The following is a 23,297-nucleotide window of genomic DNA, read 5'->3' as shown; positions in this document are numbered from 1 at the left end:
AATTAAAAGGTTTACCATCCGGGGTTTTGAGTCATTGCCCTGTTTACGTTTATCTCAAGGGCTGGAATAGGCAGCAGCAAGTATCTGGATGACGACGCTGCTGTGTTATAACCTAAGCTCCACAGCGCTTTATTAGTAGCCGTAGCATTTGAGCCATTTATTTCGGCAGCGGTAGCCGACATAACCTGCGTAAAAACGCCCCAGCGTATCAAATCGGGCTTGCGGAGCGCCTCAAAGCACAGTTCGCGGGCGCGCTCATCCATGATGGCCTGCCTGAAACTGTTCTTGCTCAGTCCAGGCGCAAGGTCGGCTACGGCACTGGCTACGTTAACCGGCAAGGCATATCCCCTGCGGCGTACCGAATTAATAGCATTGTAAGCTGTTGCTGTAGGGCCGTTTACTTCATTTTCGGCCTCAGCCAGCATCAGCAGCACATCAGCATATCGCAGTATCGGAAAGTTTTGGCCTGACTTAAATTGCTGCTTAGGCGACGAAAGCGGCTCAAACGAACGGCGCCACTTACCGCATGCCCTGTTGATGACGGCCGTTGCCGCATAAGGCACACGGGTGGCTGAAGTGGTTGTACTGGTATAAGTGAACGGCGCTATTGCCCAATCCCTGCGGCGGTCGGCAGTTTGATAAAGGTTGTAAAGCTTTATAGTGGTGCGCACGTTGCTCGAAGCGTACCCCGTATCCAAATTATTACAAGCAATGCCGTAAGTACCCAGGCGGCCACCTTCCGAAAATGCAGTGTTGTTACCAAACATATTAAAATCGGCTTCCCACATACATTCCTTTACATCATATACATCCTGCGCCTCGTTAATAAATATCTGGCTGTAAGGCGAGTTGGTGTAGGTTAAATTAGGTGTGGTCAGCAATGCATTTTCGCCACTGATTACTACTTTCTGTGCCCATGAAAGCGCATCTGCATACTTAGCTTTATCGTTAAGGGGGTTACCCGCCATGTACAGGCAAACACGGGCCAGCATACCCTCAACCGTAGTTTGCGATATGCGGCTGGAATTGCCTATTGTGCTTGCCTTATTCACTTTAAGCTCGGCATCCTGCATATCTTTTAATACCTGCGCGTAAACCTGCGCTGAAGGCGTGCGCGGTATTTCAACAACGTTTACGCTTTTAGTTGATGCCAGCTTAAGTGGAATATCGCCATAATTGCTCACGAGCATAAAGTGGTAAAACCCTCTTAAAAATAAGGCTTCACCTAAAATTGCCTGGCGTCGTTTTTCATCCATTACCGGTTTACTTACATTTTCAATAAGCAGGTTAGCCCGCTCAATGCCTATATAGCATTGCTCCCACAAACCGCTTACATAGCTGTTGGTATAATCGTACTGGTAAAACATAGGCGCAGCAAATGCATTTGCGCTGTTAGGGTAAAAGGATTCGTCGGTGCAGTTGCCAAACTGAAACCACAAGCCGCTGGCGTAAAGGTACTCGCTACCCAAGGGGTCGTATACGCCGGCAAGGGCTAAATTCAGGTCGGCTTCGCTATTAAAATAATTTTGTGGCTGCACAAAATCAGAAGGTTCTTTTTCTAGCAGCTTTTTGCACGAGCTTAACGCCATTATGGCTAACACTAAAAGCAAAAGGAAAATTCTTTTTGTATATAATTGATTCATAATGGTTATTTTAAAAGCTTGCGTTTGCTCCCAGGGTTATAGTAAATGGCCGTGGATACGCCGAGTAGTCAACGCCGGGCGTTAATACCGAGTTATATATGCTCACTTCGGGGTCAACGCCGCTGTATTTAGTCCACGTAATGAGGTTTTGGGCAGCGCAATACATTCTTAAAGATTTAAGCCCAATGCGCTTTGCCGATTTTGCAGGCAGGTTGTAACCCAACTGCATTGTTTTTAAGCGTAGGTAAGAGCCGTCTTCAATTACCCTTGAGTTGGCGCCTGTTGGCGTTGACGGCCCCGCACCACCAAAGCCGGCCCTAAACAGGGTGGAACTTTGATTAGTAGGCGACCACCGGTCTAAGTAGCTGGCAAACTGGTTAAGGTTGGCCCGGTTAAGAATGTTACCCTCAAAAATGTACCGGTTGGCGTTTATGATATCATTGCCGTATGACCATTGAAAGAATAAGTTCAGGTCGAAATTGCGGTAACGGAAATCGTTATTGAAGCCACCGGTATGAATGGGCAAACCACGGCCAATGATGGCGTAATCACTGGCGTTGATGGCCAAATCGCCGTTTAGGTCTTTAAACTTTATATCACCAGGCTGTATAGCACTGCGCGTATTGCCGTTTGTAGGTATGTTGTCCTTTAAAATATAGTTGCCGGTTGTGGTAACATTAAAATCCGAGTACTGGTAAACGCCATCCCAAACATAACCGTACATCATGCCCAGCTGGTTGCCAACTTTAGTAATAAATGATGGTATGGTGCGAAAGGTGGCATCAAAAGGTGCATAAGCCAGTATAGCTTCCTGTTTTTCAGACAGCTGGAGTATTTTGCTTTGATTAAATGATATATTAAAGCTCGATTTCCATCCAAAATCGCGTTTGTTAATGTTATCGGTGCTAATGGTAAACTCCAAACCCTGGTTGCGTACACGGCCAATGTTACGGAGTGCCTGGTTATATCCCAATGATAATGGGATGTTGGCGTTAAGCAGTAAATCGCGGGTAACTTTGCGATAAATATCAGCAGTGATGTTAATGCGGTTTTTAAAAAAAGACAAGTCCAGGCCTAAATCAGTTTGTTCGGTGGTTTCCCACTTCAGATCTTCGTTGCTTGGCGAACCGGGTACCGCGCCGGAAATAATACCATTGCCAAATGTGTACGCATACGGATTGTACGAGATAATCATTTGTGTTTGGTAAGGAAAATCGGTAACACGGTTATTACCTGTTAACCCGTAGCTTACCCGGAGTTTACCATCTGATATAACCCTGTTGTTTTCCAAGAAGTTTTCTTGCGAAAAACGCCAGGCTAATGCTCCCGAGGGGAAATATCCCCATTTGTTGCCCGGTGCAAACTTCGAAGAACCATCAGCACGGTACGAAGCGGTTAACAAGTATCTGGATTTATACTTATAATCAACCCTCCCTAAGTACGACATCAAGCCCCATAAGGATGATACTGCCGTTACGGTTTGCGGCGTACCTTCATTTAAACCACTGATAACCAACTGTGCCCTGGGCAAATTAGTAGCCGAACTGCCATAGCCCGATGTACGGTTGCCCGATTCGGTTATACCAGCTAATAAGGTAAGGTTATGTGATTGGTTAAAGGTTTCGTTATAGGTTAGCGTATTTTCATTGATCCAGGTTGTGTTTTTATTAAATATAACGCTGCCATTTACGCCATTGGTTGAGCCTATTAGGGTACGGCGGTTACCATATACGGTAAGCGTGTCGTTAAAAGTGTTGTTCTGTGTAAACGTTTCGTTAAGACCACCGGTTATTCTCAGTTTAAGCTTGGATGTAACAGCGTAATCTACATAACCATTAAGTATGGTGTTACGGCCAATTACATCTCTCACCAAATGCCGCTGGTTAAGAATCGGATTTATTCGCAAATCTAGTGAGGGATCAATGAAGGGGTCGAAAAGATCATCTGATACATCATTGGTGCCGCTTAATGAAAAATTACGGTAACCATACACACTATACAACGAAGCTGCCGTTGAGCTGGTGCTTGATGGGTTTGACGGCGATATGCCCGAACGCTTGTTGTGTGCTATGTTGAGGTATATACCCGCTTTAACTTTGTTATTAAAAGTTTGGTCGAGTGATACCGAGCCCTGGTAGCGGCGGTAGTCAGAATTGATAATTACACCGTTTTGTCCAAACACGTTACCCGACACGTAGTATTTCGTCTTATCATTACCGCCCCTAACCGAAAGCGAAGTATTGAACATAGGCGCCACATGTAAAAACTGATCTTGCCAGTCAATTTCGGGAATGTTGCGGTAAAAATCGAGCGTGCGGCCTTCGCGCAGGTAAATGTTTGCAGCATCAGCCGGGCTTTTTTCAACCTGGTATTGTACAAACTCATAGGGGTTCATCAGCTTCATGCGGTTACGGTCTTTCTGAAGGCCGTAATAAGCGCTCAACGTGATAGCCGGAGCTCCCGACTTACCTCTTTTGGTCGTAATCATGATCACACCGTTAGCGCCTCTTGAGCCGTATATTGCCGTTGCCGACGCGTCTTTTAGCACGTCAATCGATTCTACGTCCTGCGGCTGAATGAAATTATTATCAGGGTTTTCAATCGGGAAGCCATCAATAACATACAGCGGTGAGTTATCTTGCGTAACAGAGTTTGCACCGCGTATAACGATATTATTGGCCGATCCGGGTTGCCCATCAACAGAAGATACCACCACGCCGGCTACCCGGCCGCCCAGTGCTTCATCAATTGACCTTACAGGCGCTTTTTGCATATCCTCAATTGGAGCCTTCACAACCGAGCCGGTCACATCGGCGCGTTTCACCTGCGCATAACCAATAACCACAGTCTCGGTAAGGCTGTTAACCTGGGTCCTCATCACAATGGTGTACCGCGTGCGGGCATCTACAGCCACTTGGTTATTAGCATAACCAATACCTGAAAACAATAAGGTATCTTTTGGCGAAGCTTTTATGCTAAACTGCCCGTTCAGGGCGGTTTGCGTACCGCCACTTTTGCCTTTAATCCGAATTGTTATTGCAGGTATAGCGGTTCCGGTCTCATCTTTTACTTCTCCGGTTATTTGTTGTTGCGCAAATACCGGAAGTGTACTTAATAAAATAATAATCAATAACAATGTTCGACGCCGCAAATACGGTTTGAACTTGCCATTCATTTTACCACAGTAAAACTGCATGGTCATGATAGGGGGTTTAAATGGTTATAATTGGTTACTGGCAACCCGCAAGGCCGCTCTGTGGGGGCAAACGGGTAAAGCGAATTTGAGTATTATGAATTGAAATGAACGGTCAAAAAATCGATAATTTAGGATGAATTTTTAAAAGAAATGCCGAAAATATGTCGGAATACAGGGTTAGACTGGTTTAATGAGTATTGCTGTTTGTGGTTTGGCATTTTTAAACAACAGCTTTTGTTAAAGTATACATTGCCCAGGCTGGTAACGTAATCAGCTTGATTTTTTAAATAAATTGATCAACAAACAGCACTGACCTTACAACCTTAAATATACATAAAGGAATAAGGGGGTGAGGTAAATGCCCGGCTATCAGAAAACCAGGCTTTATGTACTACCGTAATTCCTCTACATCCTTATTGTTGCTAAACAACAGGGATATGGGATATTACCAATGGAAAAAAAGACGGAAATTTGATTCCGAAAGGTAGTCACGGTACGTAAAAAATCATTTAATTAGCAGTCAGCTTCTGCCGGTAAGTTAAACCTAAAAAGACATCATTATATTTTTAGCACAATGCGATTAAAATGCATTATTTACTTTTTAGTGTGCTGTATACAGGCAAGTTACGCCCAAAGCGTAAAGTTTGACAGGCTGAGTATTGAAGACGGCTTATCACAAAACTCTGTACTTGCCGTATGCGAAGATAAAGATGGCTTTATTTGGCTTGGAACCCGCGATGGGTTGAACAAGTACAACTCATATGATTTTAAAATTTATAAAAGCCACCCGGCAAATAAAAGCAGCTTACAATCCAGCTACATAACTAACTTATACTGTGATAGTAAAAACAGGCTATGGGTAGGCACCAGCAAAGGATTAAACATTTATGACCGAACCCTGGATGCTTATAAAAGGGTGCCACTTTTATTTAAGAATGGGGAAGATATAAACCTAAGCCGTATCAACAGCATTTTAGAAGACCGTACAGGGCGCTTATGGGTTGCCTCGGAATACGACCTCAACTTAATTCAGGCAAACGGTCGGTTAAAACATATTGTGCCGGTAAATCCTAACACAAACAGAATGGTACTTCGCTCTTTATGCCAGGATCATACCGGAACTATATGGCTTGGTACCACCCACGGCATTTACACCGTCGCCGAAAAGCAAAAAAAATTCAGCATTGAAAAATGCTTGCCATTGGCAACGGCCGGTTTAGCCGATGCTCCAATTATGAGTATAACCGAAGATACCGCTCATAACTTATGGATAGCCACATCGGGCAAAGGCTTGTATAAATATGAACCAGCCCTACGGGCCATAAAACATTATACTGCATCGGGCAAGCCTGATAGTTTGAGCGACGATAATGTAAGGCGCCTTTTGCCAGACGGCAAAGGTAATTTATGGATAGGTACGCAAACTGGCTTATCGTTATATAACGCCTTTACCAAAAAGTTTTCTAATTACCGTAACGACCCTTGGGACAATACCAGTTTGAGCCAAAATTCAGTTCATAGCTTGTATAAAGACCATGCCGGCATCATCTGGGTCGGAACCTTTTTTGGCGGCGTTAACCGGATTTACCCTTATCCGGCACCGTTTTCTGTTATCAGCAACCGGTCATTCACGGCGGCTTTAAACAATAACGTTATCAGCTCCATATTAAAAGATGCGCAAGGTTATTTATGGATTGGCACCGAGGGGGGCGGCATCAACGTTGTTGCACCCAATGGCCTGCATACCAAAGTGTACCAGCATGTTACCGGCGCGCCTCACACCTTGGGCTCTAATTTGGTAAAAGTTATCTTCAAAGACTCTTTCAATCAGATTTGGGTAGGTACACATGGCGGTGGACTTAATTTATTTGACGCCGGTATTAACGGCTTTAAACAATACCTAAACCACAATCAGGCAACATTAGGGTCTGAAATTACCTGTTTGGCAGAAGACAATGCAAAACGCTTGTGGATTGGCACCGAAACTGCCGGCCTCAATGTGTTTGAAAACAACAACGGAAATCTAATAAAGGTTAATGATGCCAAAATTACACGGCTTACTAAAAACCGTTCTATACTCTCTGTTATAAAAGATGACGATGGAAAAATATGGGCTGGCGGACCAGATGGCTTGTATATAACCAATGCCAAAGGTGTTGTTTATATAAAAAAAATACCCCGTGACAGACCTTTAGCTGTAAATTGTATTTTCCAGGACTCACTGAAAAATGTATGGGTTGGTACCAATGCCTTGGGTTTGGTTAAGTTTTCTAAAAACGGCCACTTTATTCGAAACTATACTGTAGATAATGAGCTTTCGGACAATAAAGTGCTTGGCATATTACAGAACGGTAACGACCTGTGGATAAGTACTGGAAACGGCCTGAACAGACTGAATTTGAATAGCAACACCATCAATCACTATTTTGAGACCGACGGGCTTGCGGGTAACATCTTCAACAACAATTCTTACTATAGGGCCACTAACGGCCTGATGTATTTTGGCGGATACAACGGGCTTACCATCTTCAACCCTAACAGTATCAGGATCAATAAGCAGGCTCCCGTTGTACGGCTAACCTCACTTAGCGTACATAACAAAAAAGTAGTTCCCGGAGACAGGAACAATATTTTGAAGCAAAATATAAACCTCACTAAACAAATTACCTTAAACCACGATCAAAATGTATTTACGGTTCAGTTTGCGGTGCTAAATTTTATCAAACCCGAAAAAAACAAATACCGGTATTACCTGGAAGGATATGATAAAGACTGGCAAAGTGTTAATTCACCGGTTGCTACTTATACCAACGTGCCGCCGGGCCATTATCGCTTTTATGTTATTGGTTGTAACAATGACAATGTGTGGAGCAATAGGTTAAGCCTGCAGATAAATATACGCCCGCCGGTTTGGAGAGCATGGTGGGCGTATATGCTCTACTTTATATTGTTAACCGGCCTTGTTACGCTGGTAGTGCGTTACCTGTTTATAAGAGCACTTTATAAAAAAGAACAAGAGCTTACCCGCCTCAAGCTTAACTTTTTCACCAACATATCGCACGAAATAAGGACGCACCTGGCACTGATTACCGGCCCGGCCAATAAACTGATTGCCGATAATGAGCCACTTTTAAAAGGGAAGCAACAACTGGTTACTATAAAAAACAACTCAGAAAGCTTATTGCAGTTGGTTAACGAATTACTGGATTTCAGAAAAGCCGAAACCGGCCATTTGAGCCTGCGGATTACCCTGGTTGACATTGTTGATTTTATTGGTAACGTGAAAACAAATTTCAATGAAATAGCTGCGGAAAAAAACATAGTTTTTGAACTACAGGCAAGCGCCAGCCGTATTGATATGTACTTTGACCGCGAGCAAATGGAGAAGGTTTTTTACAACCTGCTTTATAACGCATTTAAGTTTACACCAGGCGGCGGCTTTGTGAGTGTTATCATAAAAAATGAGAAGGATGATGTTGTTATAGACTTTGTAAACTCCGGCCCGGGCATAGCTAAAGAAAACATTGACAAGCTTTTTGAAAATTATTTCCAGGAAATTGATTATGGGAAGCAAAACACCGGTTATGGTATAGGTTTAGCTTTATCTAAAAGCATTGTTGATTTACATGGGGGTAGTATAAAGGTAGAAAGTTCGGCACATGAAAACGGGCAAAGCCTCACTAAATTTACTATAAAATTAAAAAACGGAGCCGGCCATTTTTCAGCACGGCAAATAAAACAAGGACAGTTATCTTACGCTAACGCGGTAAATATACCTGCCACCCGCAATGAGCATGAGCAAGCCAATTATTCTCTTTCGCCGCTTTACAATCACAAAGATTTAGTGCCAGACGAAGAAAAACTAACTATACTGCTTGTTGAAGACAATCCGGACATGAGAGGTTTTATTAAATCAATTTTACAGCCCCGCTATACTATCATTGAAGCTTGCAACGGTTTGGAAGGATTTGATGTAGCCACGCTTGAAATACCCGACCTTGTAATTAGCGATGTGATGATGCCAGAAATGGACGGACTAACGTTTTGTGCCAAAATAAAATCAGACGAACGCACCAGCCATATACCTGTTATTTTACTAACGGCTCAAAGCAGTGTACAACATCATGTAAACGGCCTGCAAACCGGCGCCGATATTTATTTAACCAAGCCTTTTAGCAGCGATGTACTGATGCTGCAGGTAAATAACCTTATTAGCGCCCGCGAGTTAATTTGGCATAAATTGAACCGTGAATTTAAGTTACATATTAAGAAGTTAAGCTTAACTGATGAGGATAAAGCTGTTGATAAACAAACGGTACATTTACACCCGCTTGATGAGGCTTTTCTTGATCGTATAACCAACATGGTTAATGAAAACTTGATGAACCGTAACTTTGGCGTTCAACAGCTCTCTCAGATGGCTGGTATGAGCCAGCCGGTCCTTTTTCGAAAAATTAAAGGGATTACTGGTTTGTCGGCTAATGACTTTGTAAAATCTTTACGTCTAAAAAAAGCAGCCGAATTACTCTTAGACGGCCATTATAACGTTTCTGAAATCAGCAACATAGTTGGGTATGAAAGCAGTAAATATTTTAGCCGCGAGTTTAAAAAATCTTATGGGGTAAATCCATCTGCCTATACTAAAGACTCGGCGAGAAACAATGAAGAAGTGAACAATCATCAATAGATGGCACACACCCCACCGATTTGGCCTACGCCCGTATGCTGAACCATATAAAGCCAAAAACGCTTTAAAAATCAATGTTAAAAGTATTTTATTGCGCTATTCATAGCTCCCGGTATCATTAAGCACACATGATTCAACCAATAGCACCGCTGCGGCCAGCTTGGGCACTCCCCCCGTGTAGCTTTCCTCTAACACTTTGGTGCTTATTCAGCATCAGACGTGTCTGAATATTAATAATAACCCTAAGTCAATGATCACTTAAAATCAAAGCGATATTTTAAGTCTTTTAAAACTAGGTATGACCAAATTTTTATACATCACTATCATCTCTATGCTGTGCGCCTTGCTTTTCCTTAATATGCGTTGCAAAAAGGAAAATGAAATGGACCCAAACGGGCTTCCCAAAGCCACCCGGGTAGGCTCCCTGTTGTTTGCCTGCAAGATCAACGGCGAGAATTGGACATCTAATAAAAATAGTTACTCGGTAAGTGGCGGTGTTAAAAATGGCATTATAACAGTAAGTGGATTTAACGACTCAAATTCTGCAAGGGCTTTAGAGTATTTACAGATTCAGGTGAAGGAAGTTGCTTAACAAATGGTATACCGCCTAAACGACCCCATTTCAGGGCATTTAGCTACCTACAAAACCGATAGAGATTGTTTTACTGTAGTTTCTTTTACAAATCGGGCAGATTCAAGTGACGGAGAAGTTTCTTTTACCCGGATTGACAAGGCCAACCGGATTCTTTCTGGTACTTTATGGTGTAATATTCCAACCGAAAAATGCGGCGTAATTAAAATTACCGATGGCCGCTTTGACATCCTATATTAACATTTAACCTTTTAACCAAACCTTTCAGGAACGATTAACGGTTTTCATAGTAATGCTATACGCTGTCTTATTTTTTTTGAAATCTCGGATAGAAAGCCGGATGCCAGAAAATGGTATAAGCATTTACTCCCAATATTTGGCCTGGGGAAAGAATATTAGTGAAGAACGGTTGAAAGAGGCTCGGATAAGATGTAATTTGGAATGAACGCATTAGGCCTTTTTAACAAACTCCGATTTTAACGCCATTGCACCAAAACCATCTATCTTGCAATCGATGTTATGATCGCTGTCGACCAGGCGAATGTTTTTAACTTTAGTGCCTGCTTTTACGGTTTGCGAAGTACCTTTAACAGGTAAGTTTTTAATCGTGACTACGGTATCTCCGTTAGCCAGGGTGTTGCCGTTGCTATCTTTTACAACGAAGATGTCATCACTATGCACATCCTCATTACTACTCCACTCATGCCCGCATTCCGGACAAGCCAGTAAATTTTCCAGCTCGTAAGTGTAGGGGGATTGGCAAATGGGGCAAGGCGCTAGTTCTTTCGTCATCGTACAAATTCTTGAAACGTCAAAGTTAGCAAATGATAGCAAGTATTGAATTGTAGTCTTAAGTTTCAGCAGAACTTCTATCGTAGCTGCCAAGAAAACTCATTCGCTATTAAGAAAGATAAATGTTGCTGTATGCTATTTCATTACAGCCCATATAGGACTTCATAAAAATGTGCAAAAGCTTTGCAGTAATTTATAATTATAAGCTCCGCTCCTGATTTATGAAAAACAATTAACTCGCATTGGGTTACTAAACCGGCTCCTGAGGTATAAATTACAAAGCCCTTATAGCCGTATGCATAATCGTTTAAAACCGCTGATATCACTACCGTTTCTTATTTGCCTGGCGCTTTTAATCGTCAACGATTTCTATCTGAAGGAGGCTTTCCATAATGTGTTTACAGGCAAGTTATCTGATTTTTGTGGATTATTTATCTTTCCTATTTTCTGGTCGACCTTGTTCCCCAAACATAAATTCGGGGTTTTCATATTAAGCGGAGCACTATTTATTTACTGGAAAAGTGAGTATGCTGCGGGGCTTATCCACTTTGTGAGTACTTATTTTTTCGATGTTCAACGAACGGTTGATGTTACCGACCTGATCGCTTTGCCGGTATTAGGGCTGGCCTGGTTAAGTTTGAAAGGAGACGCAAGAGCATTTGAAACGAATGGGTTTATCAAACAGGTAAGCCCTTATATAATAGCAACCCTCACCGTTTTTTCGTTTTGCGCAACCAGCCTTCCAAAATATGTACAAACCTTTGATCAACCACAGTACATACTTTTTCAGTCTGATGCCGTGCCCGACTCCAGCCAAATAGAAGAAGGCTTTAACTTTTATCATTTCGATTCTTTGCTGGTTGTTCAGGTTAACCAATTATACGTTACGAGCCGGCCAGCCAAAGATGATGATTATAATAAAAACCTCGTGACCAAAAACCTTGAGAAAGAGATTTTCGAAATTATACCTGTTAAAAAAAGTTTAATGGTTGCCGGAAAAGTTACTTCATTGACCATTAAAACACCACAGGGTGATGATCATGTTAACTTCAATGGGGGGCGTTTGGACGGTCAGTTCATCAGAAATAAAGGTGGAAAAGCCGTTATCGAGGGCGTTTATAAAATGGGGATAGAAGATTCCATATGGACTTTTCGAAACACCGGCAATACCAAGGTCACCAAAATAACATTTAAGAACGGCGAACGAACCAAAGTTGAGCAGTTTGAGGGTGGCAACCTCATATCTTCCAGCAAGATCAACACCCGTGCGGAGGTCATAAGAAACAAGTATATTCAAATAGCGGCATTAGTCCTAATGACGATAGGCACTCTTGTGCTTTTAGTAAAAAATTACCGGCACAGATATCAGGAGAATCTTCAGATCATGTTAGCCTGGAAATGGCTGGTTTGCCTGTTGCTGCCGATGGTTGTCTGGCTGTTACAGTTTGCAATTACCTTTTTACTGGGCGATTTACATTTTGATGTGTTCGCTATACTGGGTACAGTTTTTTTGATATATGTAATCACCTGCCCGCTATTTTTCATCGTCGTGTTTGGAATCAAGTTAAGCAGGCAGATAGACGCTCTTTTGTACTGTTTATTATTCGCCCTTGCCTTCAGTATTTGGATTGAGCATGATATATTGACTAAACTTTCTGTCTGAAAGTGTATCACTGAGCTACATAAGTTGCAATTGAAATCGATAAATTAATTACGAAGTTGCCAAATGGTCTTAGGTTAAATTTGGGGGAAGAAAAAGACTGGTTATTGACTTAAGTCTTATTCTTAGTAACACCTCCTCGAACTAGAAGGCTGTAAAAGAGGCCAGCCACATTATTTATACTCGCAGTAATCATTAACAACTTCTTTTCGTTCGCGCTTTTAGCCAACCATTCAAGCCTCACTGTTTAGGATTCGTAAGCGACCTTAATTCAAATTTCTAATGCCAGCTAAAGGCTATAAAATAATAGGAGCCTACGGTCGTGTAGGTATGCTCAAAAACTATGCTGCCCCGATGCTATGTATTTAGTTGTAGCTTTGAGGTTCAAAATATAGTGGGGTGATGTCCTAATACGGTTACTAAATTTCCAAATCATCAAAAGTAGATGAGCTTTACTCGTGGATGCCACTAATTACAGCTACATAAATCAATATAATTGTAACACTTTAGCGTAAAAGCAAAGCCGCCCTTCTGTGAAAAAAGGCGGCTTAATGATCATTTTACTCAGCTTATCTTACCTACAGCAAACTGCGCCGGCCAAGATTTTGACCAAACCGGTAGGTAAGGGTTATTTCGTGGGTGTTATTTTTAAAGCCACGTGCCACGTTATTGGAAGCTGTTCCAAACTGGTAACTGTAACCTACCCTCACAGCTTCTATGCTCACCGACAAGATGCCAGACATCTCGTTGTTAGTACGAAAGTTACCGCCTATACCCAACGTCTCTTTTAAGTACAAGGTTGTCGAAAAATCGGCAATAAAAGGAACACCTTTGGTATAAGTGGCGAGCACTGCAGGCTTCACCCTTACCTCATCACCGGCTTTTCCAAAAAGGTAAGCACCTGAAAAATTATAATGGCTACTGAAATAACTATTATCTACCTGTGAGGCATTGCCTAGCGAACGGGTAGTAAACTCCGGTACGGCTACACCCAGATAATAGTGATCGGTATAATACAGCACGCCGAAGCCGATATTCGGCCTGGTTTCCCTAACATCATTCCGGAATTGCGGATCTAATGGATCCAAGGCAGAATAATTAGCCGCATAACGCCTTATGCCTCCGTTTAAAGACACTGCCAAATGCTGGTTGTCGGCCAGTTGGATCGACTTGGCAAAAAACAAATTGATTTCGGTTAGATGCTCCACGGCAAACTGATCGTTCAGTACCGTTATACCCGCTGCCCCACCTATTGATTCTACAGGTAAGTTGCCATTGAATATAAATGTAGAAGGCGAACCTTCAATACCAGCCCATTGCCTTCTAACTATGGCATTTACTGAACCGGCCTTATCAATTAAAGAATAAGCCGGATTAAGCGGGGTTAAATTATTCATGTACTGCGAGTAACTGAACAGCTGCTGCGCTTTAACAGTTGAAAAGCTACTTATAATAAGCAGGCTGAATACCAGCCTGCTTAAAAGATGTGATGTTGATTTCAATATTGTTATATTTATAATGATCTGAATCAAAAAAGAACCTTAGTATTTTAATACGAACCAACCGGTTTTACGCTTGCCTTCGTACTGTAACAGGAAGAAGTAAGTACCAGCCTGCTGCATTTGATTAGTGACGCTTGAGCGGCCGTCGAATACGCGCGAGCGGTTATCGTATCCTTTGATCTCGAACACCTTTACGCCATTACGGTTAATAACGGTTACGCTATTGTCAGGATGTTCCTGGATACCTTCTATGTACAGGAAGTCGTTAACACCGTCGCCGTTTGGTGATACCGCCTGGCGTACAACTATTTCATTACCGCCATCCGCATCATTTACCTCAATGGTTTGCACTACGCTGTTTGCTGCCAGGTAATTTGCGTTACCTGCCTGCGATGCAGTTACCTGGGTGCTACCAATACGGTTTGCCTTGAGGGTATTACCATCCAAAGTTACAATGAACGGATCGGCTACCGTAAAGCTTACTGGCAAGCCCGAAGAAGCCCTAACTACGCTCAGATCATATTTGCCTGTTACACGGTTCAGTACCGGTATCGAAGTAAAATCAATAGTCTGCCTGGCTTTGTTTACCGTCAGTAACTGCGTTACCGGCTGGGTCGAAGTATAGTTACCGTTCACCGGCGCACTTGCGGTAATATTGGCGGTACCTGCACCCACAATATGTATCCGGCCATTGATAATGGTAGCCACACTGTTATTATCACTACTGTAAACTACAGTTTCCCCGCTGCTAAGTGTTGCACCTGCAGCAAAGTCAGCATCACCATAAGTAGCCTGTAGCGGCCTGTTAAAGGCAATGCTACGGTTGGCCGGTGCAATGGTTAAAACACCTTTATTGTAAACTATGCTGTAATTGTTTGATGCAGCACCCGATGCAGTGATATCATACGCACCCACGCCCGATGTGGCATTGGCTGCTGTACCTAACACAGGCTGTGCACTTAAGCTGGCCTGCGTATCGCTGTTTACAAAACCACTGTAGCTAACAGTAAACGCCGGGTTACTTGCACCATAGGTACGGGTTTTGTTATCGGCTGTAATGGTCAATGGCGCTTTATTAATGGTTAGGGTACCTTTAGTGTACACAATATCATAACTGTTAGATGCAGCCCCGCTTACAGAAATATCGTAGTTACCTGCGCCCGACTGAGCCGTTGCTGCAGTGTTAGCCACGGGCTGCGCACTCAGGTTAGCTTTGGTATCGCCATTAAGGAAGCCACTGTAAGTTACCGTTAACTGCGGGTTAGCCTCGCCATAAGTTTTACTTTGATTAACCGCAGCAACAGTCAACTGCGCTTTACTGATAGTTAAGGTGCCTTTAAGGTAAGTAATGTTATAGTTATCAGATGCTGCACCCGTTACCGTAATATCATAACTACCCGCTGCCGAAGCCTGGTTAGCTGTAGTACGCGCTACAGGTTGAGCAGTTAATTTGCCTGCATCATCACCATTGGCAAATCCATTGTAACTTACCGTTAATGCCGGGTTGACTTCACCATACCGTTTGTTCTGGTCATCGGCCTTAATCACCAAATCCTTTTTACCAATGGTAAGGTTACCGCCTGTATAAGTAAGCGCGTAGTTGCTGCTTAGCACTAAACCACCTTGCTTAATGGCATACGTACCCGCGTTTTCACCAGCATCCCTGGTTAGGCTACCGCTGAAGGTATCGCCAGTCACCAGCGCCGGACTAAATGTATAAGTTAAGGCTGGGTCCGCTTCGCCGTAAGTTTTACTTTGTGCATTTGCCGTCACGGCTATGGCCTTTTTGCCAATTTCAAGGGCAGCGCCGTTGTAAGTAAGCGTATAGTTACTGTTTAGGGCAAGGGTTCCTTGTTTAATAGCATACGTACCGATATTCTCGCCCGCGTCACGACTCAAAATGCCGGTGAAGCTATCGTTCCCCACTAATGTGCCAGCTGTAATGTTATAAGTTAAAGCTGGATCGGCCTGACCGTAAATCTTGCTTTTTATGGCTGCAGCTACCGTAACGGCCTTTTTGCCAATCGATAGATCTGCGCCCTCATAGCTAAGGTTATAGTTGTTATTTAAGGCCAGTGTACCCTGCTTAATAGCATATGTACCTGTATTTTCACCTGCATTGCGGGTAAGCGATCCTGTGAATACATCGCTTCCTTTTAATGAGCCGCCGGTAATGCTGTATGTTAAAGCCGGATCAGCCTCGCCATAGGTTTTACTTTTGGCTGCAGCGGTTACTGCTATATCTGCTTTTGCTACGGTTAATTCGCGTGTAACATTCTGCGAGGCCACATAATTCGCGTTTCCTGCTTGTGAGGCAGTGATATTTGCAGTACCAGCACCCACAATATGTATTCTTCCATTTACAATACTTGCCACAGCTGCATTATCACTGCTGTATGTAACCGGAATAATGGTATTGCTACTTGTTGCACCGGCTGTAAAGTCGGCATCACCATAAGTTTTTGCTGGCAAACCAGCAAAAGTGATGTTTTGCAATGCTTGTCCGATTGTTAAGTTGGCACCCGTATACGTCAGCACGTAATTGTTGTTAAGTGCAACTGTACCTTGCCTTATGGCGTATGTACCTGCTGCCTCGCCGGCCTCACGTGTTAATGAGCCGCTGAAAGTATCGCCGGTAACCAATGAACCACCGTTAATGCTATAGGTCAGTTCTGGATCGGCCTCGCCATATATTTTACTTTTTGAAACAGCCGCAATATTAACCGCACGCTGTGTTATGGTCAAGTTGGCCGGCGTATAGGTTAAGGCGTAATTGTCACCTGCACTCAGCGATCCTTGCTTAATAGCGTAGCTGCCAGCAGTTTCGCCTGCATTGCGGGTAAGTGTGCCTGTTAAAGCGTCGTTACCGGCTAATGTACCTGTGGTGATGGTGTAAGCAAACGCTGGATCTGCTTCGCCATAAGTTTTGGTTTTAGCGGTAGCCGCAACTGTAATTGCCCGGGTACTAATCGACAGATCGGCACCTGTAAAGGTAATTGCGTAATTGCTGGTAAGTGCTAATGTTCCTTGTTTAATAGCGTATGCGCCTGCGTTCTCACCCGGCTCGCGGGTTAACGTACCGCTAAAGGTGTCGTTTCCTTTTAAAGTACCTGATGTTACCTGATAAGTTAAAGCCGGATCAGCATCACCATAAGTTTTGCTTTTAGCTGCTGCTGTTATGGTAATGGCAGCTTTATTTACCACCAAATCTTGGACTACGCTTTGCGCAGCAATATAGTTAACATCGGCTGCCTGAGAAGCGGTTATATGGGCCAAGCCCGAGCCTACTATATGGATTTTGCCATTTATAATGGTAGCCACTGCAGCATTATCACTGTTGTACGAAATAGCGGTAGTGTTATTAGTACTGCCGGCGCCAGGCGCAAAGTCGGCGTCGCCATATGTTTTGGCCGGTAACGAAGCAAAAGTGATAACCGGTTGATCGGCTGTAACGGTTAGTGTACCATTCACATAAGCCAGATCATAATTTGCGGCAGAGCCACCACTTGGCGTAATGGTATAAGTACCAACTGGCGATGTTAATGTTGCTATTGTAACTGCAATGGCCTCAGTTGTAAGGCTGGTTTTAGTTTCACCGTTCACAAAACCGCTGTAAGATACAGTTAATGGAGGAATGGCCTGTCCATACACTTTCGACTGGTTGTTAGCCGTTGCTGTAAGCGTCGCTTTATTAATTGCAAGGTTGGCCGTTTGAAATGTCAGCGCGTAATTGGCATTTAAAGCCAAAGTTCCCTGCTTAATGATGTAAGTACCTGCATTTTCGCCTGGCTCACGGGTTAACGTACCATTCAAAACATCTGTACCTACTAAACTACCGCTGGTAATGGTGTATGTTAAAGCCGGATCGGCGGTGCCGTAAACCTTGCTTTGTGCGCTGGCAGTTACTGCAATGGCCTTGGCGTTAATAGTTAATGTTTGAGACACGCTCTGCGCAGCCGAGTAACCGCTGTTACCAGCCTGAGTTGCGGTAATTGTGACTACACCTGCCTTATGCACAGTTACCGTTTTACCGTTGATAGATGCTACAGCAGCATTACTGCTGGTAAAGCTCACCGGTAAACCTGAAGATGCTGTAGCATTCAGATCAAAATCAGCGTCGCCATAAGTTTTGGCAGCTAGTGCGTTAAAGGTAATGGTCTGGGCAACAATGGGTGTGCCGTCTACCAACACGCCTGCTGTGCTTGCTATGTTGTTTAATGTTAACACTGCATTGTTACCTGCAGCATCTTTAACAGTACCGCCGTTTAATGTCAGCGAACCTAACGCAATGCCATCAAGGTCCTTATCTGTTGCTTTTACTGTGTAGCGATAGGTATGGGTTGATAATCCTGAACCGGATACATATTTAGCCATTACCACCCCGCCGGTGTTAAGCGTTACCGAAAGGTATGGCGTACCACCCAATTGATCTACGGTTGTACTTTCTGTAAATTCAACCGCAAAATCCAGGTTTTCGCCAGCTACATAGGTTCCGTTTGCCGGTACGCTTACCGATGCTATTACTGGTGCAGTTGCATCAATGGTAAACGTATTAGTATTACTGTTTGCACTGTTATTACCAGCGGCATCGGTTGCAAGGGCATAAACAGTATGGCTGCCTGTTAACAGAGCAACCGGCTGACTTTTACTCCAAGTACCTGATGTGCTTGCCGTAGCGGTACCGATAGAGCCACCATCTACATAAACTGTTACTGTTGAACCAGCCTCAGCCGTTCCGGTGTAAATAGGTTTGTCGGTTATAGTTAAACTGCCGTTTGCTACGGTCACTACTACTGGCGCAGGCGGCAACTGAGTGTCAAATACTAACGAAGGGGTTGCACCAGCGCTGCCTAAATTGCCTGCCGCATCGGCGTAACTGCCAGCAGCAACAGTAATGCTTGCCGTACCGGCATTTGTATTAGCATCCGGCGTAAAGTTTGCATTGCGGATTGCTCCTGAGCCTGAGATGGCACTGAGTGTGCCGCCAGACAAAACTACATCGCCGCTCGATCCGTTCCAGGTAAAGGTTGCACCCGGATCTTCACTGAACGTGAATGTTATAGTAGCGGTCTCTCCTGCTTTTAAGGCCGATTTATTACTGCTTATCGCTACCGTTGGCTTGATATTATCAACAGTAAAAGTATTGGTATTGCTGTTCGCACTCACCGAGTTGCCGCTGAGCTGGGCAGTGGCATACACCGTATGAGAACCTTGCGTTAGCGCAGCCGGTTGGGTGATGGCCCAGTTGCCGGCCGAGTTTGCTGTTATTGTGTTGGCAAGCGATACCCCGTCGGAGTAAATGGTAATGGTTGACCCCGCCGGTGCCGTTCCTCCATAGGTAGGCGTTGTGGTGCTTACCATACTGCCGTTGGCAGGTACGATCACTACCGGTGCGGCGGTTACCGCCTGCGAATAAGTGATGGAAAACTGCGTTGCAGCCGTGTTGCCGTTACCGGCAGCATCTTGCGCAACATTGGCAGGTAAACTGATGGTTACCGCACCACTTGCGGCAGGCGTTGCATTGAATGTATAAGTTGTGCCGCTACCTGCAAAGCCGGTGATGGTTGCATTAACCGCGGTTAAATCGGCGACTACAAAACCTGTTACAGCTTCCGAAAAAGTTACTGTAAAAGGAATAGGTGAGGTGCCGGTCGATCCGCCCGATGCACCCGCCGTACTGCTGATCGCTACCGTCGGCCTGATATTATCAACAGTGAAAGTATTGGTATTGCTGTTCGCACTCACCGAGTTGCCGCTGAGCTGGGCAGTGGCATACACCGTATGAGCGCCTTGCGTTAGCGCAGCCGGTTGGGTGATGGCCCAGTTGCCGGCCGAGTTTGCTGTTATTGTGTTGGCAAGCGATACCCCGTCGGAGTAAATGGTAATGGTTGACCCCGCCGGTGCCGTTCCTCCATAGGTAGGCGTTGTGGTGCTTACCATACTGCCGTTGGCAGGTACGATCACTACCGGTGCGGCGGTTACCGCCTGCGAATAAGTGATGGAAAACTGCGTTGCAGCCGTGTTGCCGTTACCGGCAGCATCTTGCGCAACATTGGCAGGTAAACTGATGGTTACCGCACCACTTGCGGCAGGCGTTGCATTGAATGTATAAGTTGTGCCGCTACCTGCAAAGCCGGTGATGGTTGCATTAACCGCGGTTAAATCGGCGACTACAAAACCTGTTACAGCTTCCGAAAAAGTTACTGTAAAAGGAATAGGTGAGGTGCCGGTCGATCCGCCCGATGCACCCGCCGTACTGCTGATCGCTACCGTCGGCCTGATATTATCAACAGTGAAAGTATTGGTATTGCTGTTCGCACTCACCGAGTTGCCGCTGAGCTGGGCAGTGGCATACACCGTATGAGCGCCTTGCGTTAGCGCAGTCGGTTGGGTGATGGCCCAGTTACCGGCCGAGTTTGCTGTTGTTGTGTTGGCAAGCGATACCCCGTCGGAGTAAATGGTAATGGTTGACCCCGCCGGTGCCGTTCCTCCATAGGTAGGCGTTGTGGTGCTTACCATACTGCCGTTGGCAGGTACGATCACTACCGGTGCGGCGGTTACCGCTGGTGCTGTAATGGTTAGTGTTAGCGGTACAATTGCCGATACACAACCTGTGGCGCTATTGGTTACTCTTAGGTTAAAATCGTAAGTACCTGCGCTGCTAGCTGGTATCACTACGTTGATAGGCGATGTGCCAAGAACCGAATTGTTAACCGCAGCGAAACCTGTTAAGCTACGAGTTCCCGTGCTGATCGTATAGCTATCTGGCGAGCCTGTTGTTGCACTGTAAGGAATGCTGAAAGAAGTTGCCGTGTTTGAAACCGAAGTTATAGCACTTGTTGTAATGGTTGGTAAAGCGTTCACCGTTCCGCTAACCGGAATATTCTTAGTCGTCGCGCCTGCAGAACTAACGGTAATATTACCAGCAGCCGGGCTGCTGGTTGCAGCGGCCATACGGACATATAAGGTAGTGGCGGCTACGGTGCTGCTAACCGGAGTAAGGGTAATACCTACGCCGCTAAAGCCTATATTATTATTTGATAACTGAAACCCCAACGGTGGCGTTATCACCAGATCGCCTGTTAAATTGTTACCTGAAACGGTAAAACTTTGCCCCGTTGTTGAAGAACCATAACAGCCGGCAAAAGCCTCAATGGTTCCTGCTGTGGTAACTGTTGGCGTAGCCGAGGCTGTAGTCGTAAAAGTTTGTTCGGTTCCATAGGCAGTTCCCGCACTGTTAATCGCATAAGCTTTAAAGTAGTAAGTGGTTCCAGGTGTAAGGCCGGTGGCGTCTACTGAAATGCCACCTGTTCCTGCAGCGCTATTTACCAATTTGGAATTGGCTGTTGTTGGGTTAGAAGAAGTGTTATAAACAACACCTTTTTCAGTGACTGTTGCACCGCCATCAGAGCTAACATTACCAGCCAGCGTTGCTGTAGTGGCAGCGTAAGTAGAAGTTGCCGTAGTAGAAACTATTGGTGCGGTTGCAGCCACAGAACCGATAATAATTTTGTTGGCACTCTCATAAGACGGTGTGACAGTGCTGCCTTGTTGTGTCCAGTTATTAACATTAGCAATTCTCGAAAGCCAAGTAGCCGCATCGGTAGCAGTAGTAGGTCCGGTATAAGCAACATTGGTTTGCCTGCTTGTAAAACCGATGGCGTTAACGCCGTTGGTAAGGGCATTTTGACTGCCATTCCCATCAGGAAGATTTGAAGCGATAGCATAGCCTGTGGTGAAACTACCCGTCGGCACCCATCCCGTCGCATCTATTGTAGGAGAAGATGAAGTTGTACTAATGGTATTATTAAAACCAAATATAAAATTGGGATTCGTAGACAATCCCTGGTAAATGAAGAAATTGTCTCCCGTATTAACAATCAGATCTGTTAAAACATTGCCATATCCGGTAAAGGTTAGGTCGGCTGCTGCAATAGCTGTGTTTGTAGTTAGGTTTTTTAAGGTGATGTTTGCACCATTAGTGTACGTTATTCTTATAACCGAGCCTTTGCTAACAGCCGAAGATAAGGTCCATTTAATATTTCCCTCACCTATTGAACTTACACTACTAGCCGCCCATGCACCATCAGGATTTGACCAGCCCCAGTCTGTAAAGTTCACAATCGTACCCGCAGAGAGATCTTTTAAAGTCACTACATCCACGGTGTTGTTTATGGCACTCCAGGCTGTCATTGCCATATCGCCGGCATTTAAAGAGGTTGGGCTGCTTGCTGCCTGGGTGGTAAATGTCAGGTCTTCCCCGTAAGAAGTACCAGCACTATTCGTAGCATATGCCCTGAAATGGTAAGTAGTATTTGCCGTAAGGCCTGTAGCATTTACCGAAATAGTTCCTGTGCCAGCAGTGGCATTTACTATTTTTGTACCAGCAACAGTAGTAGGGTTGGCAGATGTACTATATACAACGCCCTTTTCGGTGACAGTGGCACCGCCATCAGCCGTTACGTTACCGGCTAATGTGCCTGTAGTGCTGGTTATAGAACTGCTATTTACGGTTGTTACTGCAGGTGCCGTAGCTGCTACGGCAGATGCTATACTGAAAGAAGTAAGATTTAATGCAGTTAAGTTTGAGCCGGGCTTTGCTGTAAAATAAACTTTGTATGTGTCTATTACCTTAGATGTAAGACTGCCTAAATTTATGGGATAAGTAGTCACATAATTGTTGCTTCCGCTTACAATATTGGAAACACCTTGCGAAACGCCACCTAAAAAGCCTTCTACATAAACATTAGTAAATTCGGATGCGGAAACTGAACTATTTATGTCATACTCTCCAATGTCAATAGCGGTGAGTTTGAAATTTCCAAGTCCCCCTACCGCTGATACCTGAAGATAACCTGTACGGTTTGTTGCAAGTATCGCTCCATCATTAATAAATGCGCCATACTCATCAGCGGCCTGAGCAAGGCTAAAGCTGTTAGTTACGCCGAAAAATCCATCCGGACTATAAGCAAAAGCAGGATATTTACTATCGGTTGTGTAGCCGGAAAAGGTTTGTAAAGCATTGGGCAAACCCGGGGCTAACAGTTTAATCTTTGCTGCACCGGACGATGCTTTAAACTTAGTTGTTCGTATCAATTCAAGCTTTTTGCCGATCCTTTTTGTGTTGGCAAAAGATAAATCCACAAAGCAAAAAATAAACAGTGCCAATAAAACAGGTAAAAATTTCCTCATTCAAAGTTAAAATTAGGGGATGTTGGAAACGCT

The 23,297-nt window shown here is 44.3% G+C and carries 9 protein-coding genes; 4 read left to right on the top strand and 5 right to left on the bottom strand.

The window, feature by feature from the left end:
* Positions 1 to 11: 11 nt before the first annotated feature.
* Positions 12 to 1,643 carry a RagB/SusD family nutrient uptake outer membrane protein gene (locus ABDD95_RS00810; RefSeq protein WP_345950000.1) on the bottom strand — a complete coding sequence of 544 codons (1,632 nt, stop codon included), beginning with the start codon at positions 1,641 to 1,643 and terminating at the stop codon, positions 12 to 14.
* A gap of 10 nt (positions 1,644 to 1,653) precedes the next feature.
* On the bottom strand, positions 1,654 to 4,845 hold the full coding sequence (locus ABDD95_RS00805) for a TonB-dependent receptor (RefSeq protein ID WP_345949999.1): 3,192 nt from the start codon (positions 4,843 to 4,845) through the stop codon (positions 1,654 to 1,656).
* 568 nt (positions 4,846 to 5,413) lie between these two features.
* On the opposite strand from ABDD95_RS00805, the gene ABDD95_RS00800 reads away from it, so the two are divergent.
* From ABDD95_RS00800 to ABDD95_RS00790, 3 genes are all read left to right on the top strand, one after another.
* Positions 5,414 to 9,526, top strand: a complete 4,113-nt coding sequence (locus ABDD95_RS00800; protein ID WP_345949998.1) for a two-component regulator propeller domain-containing protein — start codon at positions 5,414 to 5,416, stop codon at positions 9,524 to 9,526.
* Between the two features lie 298 nt (positions 9,527 to 9,824).
* On the top strand, positions 9,825 to 10,118 hold the full coding sequence (locus tag ABDD95_RS00795; RefSeq protein ID WP_345949997.1) for a hypothetical protein: 294 nt from the start codon (positions 9,825 to 9,827) through the stop codon (positions 10,116 to 10,118).
* A gap of 3 nt (positions 10,119 to 10,121) precedes the next feature.
* Positions 10,122 to 10,358: a hypothetical protein gene (locus ABDD95_RS00790; protein WP_345949996.1), complete on the top strand. Its 237-nt coding sequence runs from the start codon at positions 10,122 to 10,124 to the stop codon at positions 10,356 to 10,358.
* A gap of 210 nt (positions 10,359 to 10,568) precedes the next feature.
* Here ABDD95_RS00790 and ABDD95_RS00785 read toward each other — a convergent pair whose 3' ends face one another.
* Positions 10,569 to 10,910, bottom strand: coding sequence for a zinc ribbon domain-containing protein YjdM (locus ABDD95_RS00785; RefSeq protein WP_345949995.1), 342 nt, complete (start codon positions 10,908 to 10,910; stop codon positions 10,569 to 10,571).
* A gap of 295 nt (positions 10,911 to 11,205) precedes the next feature.
* On the opposite strand from ABDD95_RS00785, the gene ABDD95_RS00780 reads away from it, so the two are divergent.
* Positions 11,206 to 12,573 carry a hypothetical protein gene (locus ABDD95_RS00780; RefSeq protein ID WP_345949994.1) on the top strand — a complete coding sequence of 456 codons (1,368 nt, stop codon included), beginning with the start codon at positions 11,206 to 11,208 and terminating at the stop codon, positions 12,571 to 12,573.
* A 575-nt stretch (positions 12,574 to 13,148) separates the two neighbouring features.
* Here ABDD95_RS00780 and ABDD95_RS00775 read toward each other — a convergent pair.
* Together ABDD95_RS00775 and ABDD95_RS00770 are read right to left on the bottom strand one after the other, a co-directional pair.
* Positions 13,149 to 14,072, bottom strand: a complete 924-nt coding sequence (locus tag ABDD95_RS00775; RefSeq protein ID WP_345949993.1) for a PorP/SprF family type IX secretion system membrane protein — start codon at positions 14,070 to 14,072, stop codon at positions 13,149 to 13,151.
* Between the two features lie 39 nt (positions 14,073 to 14,111).
* The gene (locus ABDD95_RS00770) at positions 14,112 to 23,264 is read right to left on the bottom strand and encodes an MBG domain-containing protein (RefSeq protein ID WP_345949992.1); all 9,153 of its coding nucleotides are present in this window, start codon (positions 23,262 to 23,264) and stop codon (positions 14,112 to 14,114) included.
* Positions 23,265 to 23,297 lie beyond the last annotated feature (33 nt).

It is taken from the genome of Mucilaginibacter sp. PAMB04274 (genome assembly GCF_039634385.2).
Taxonomy (GTDB): Bacteria; Bacteroidota; Bacteroidia; order Sphingobacteriales; family Sphingobacteriaceae; genus Mucilaginibacter.
Note: the sequence above shows the minus strand (reverse complement) of the source record. Positions and strands in the feature narration are given on the sequence as shown.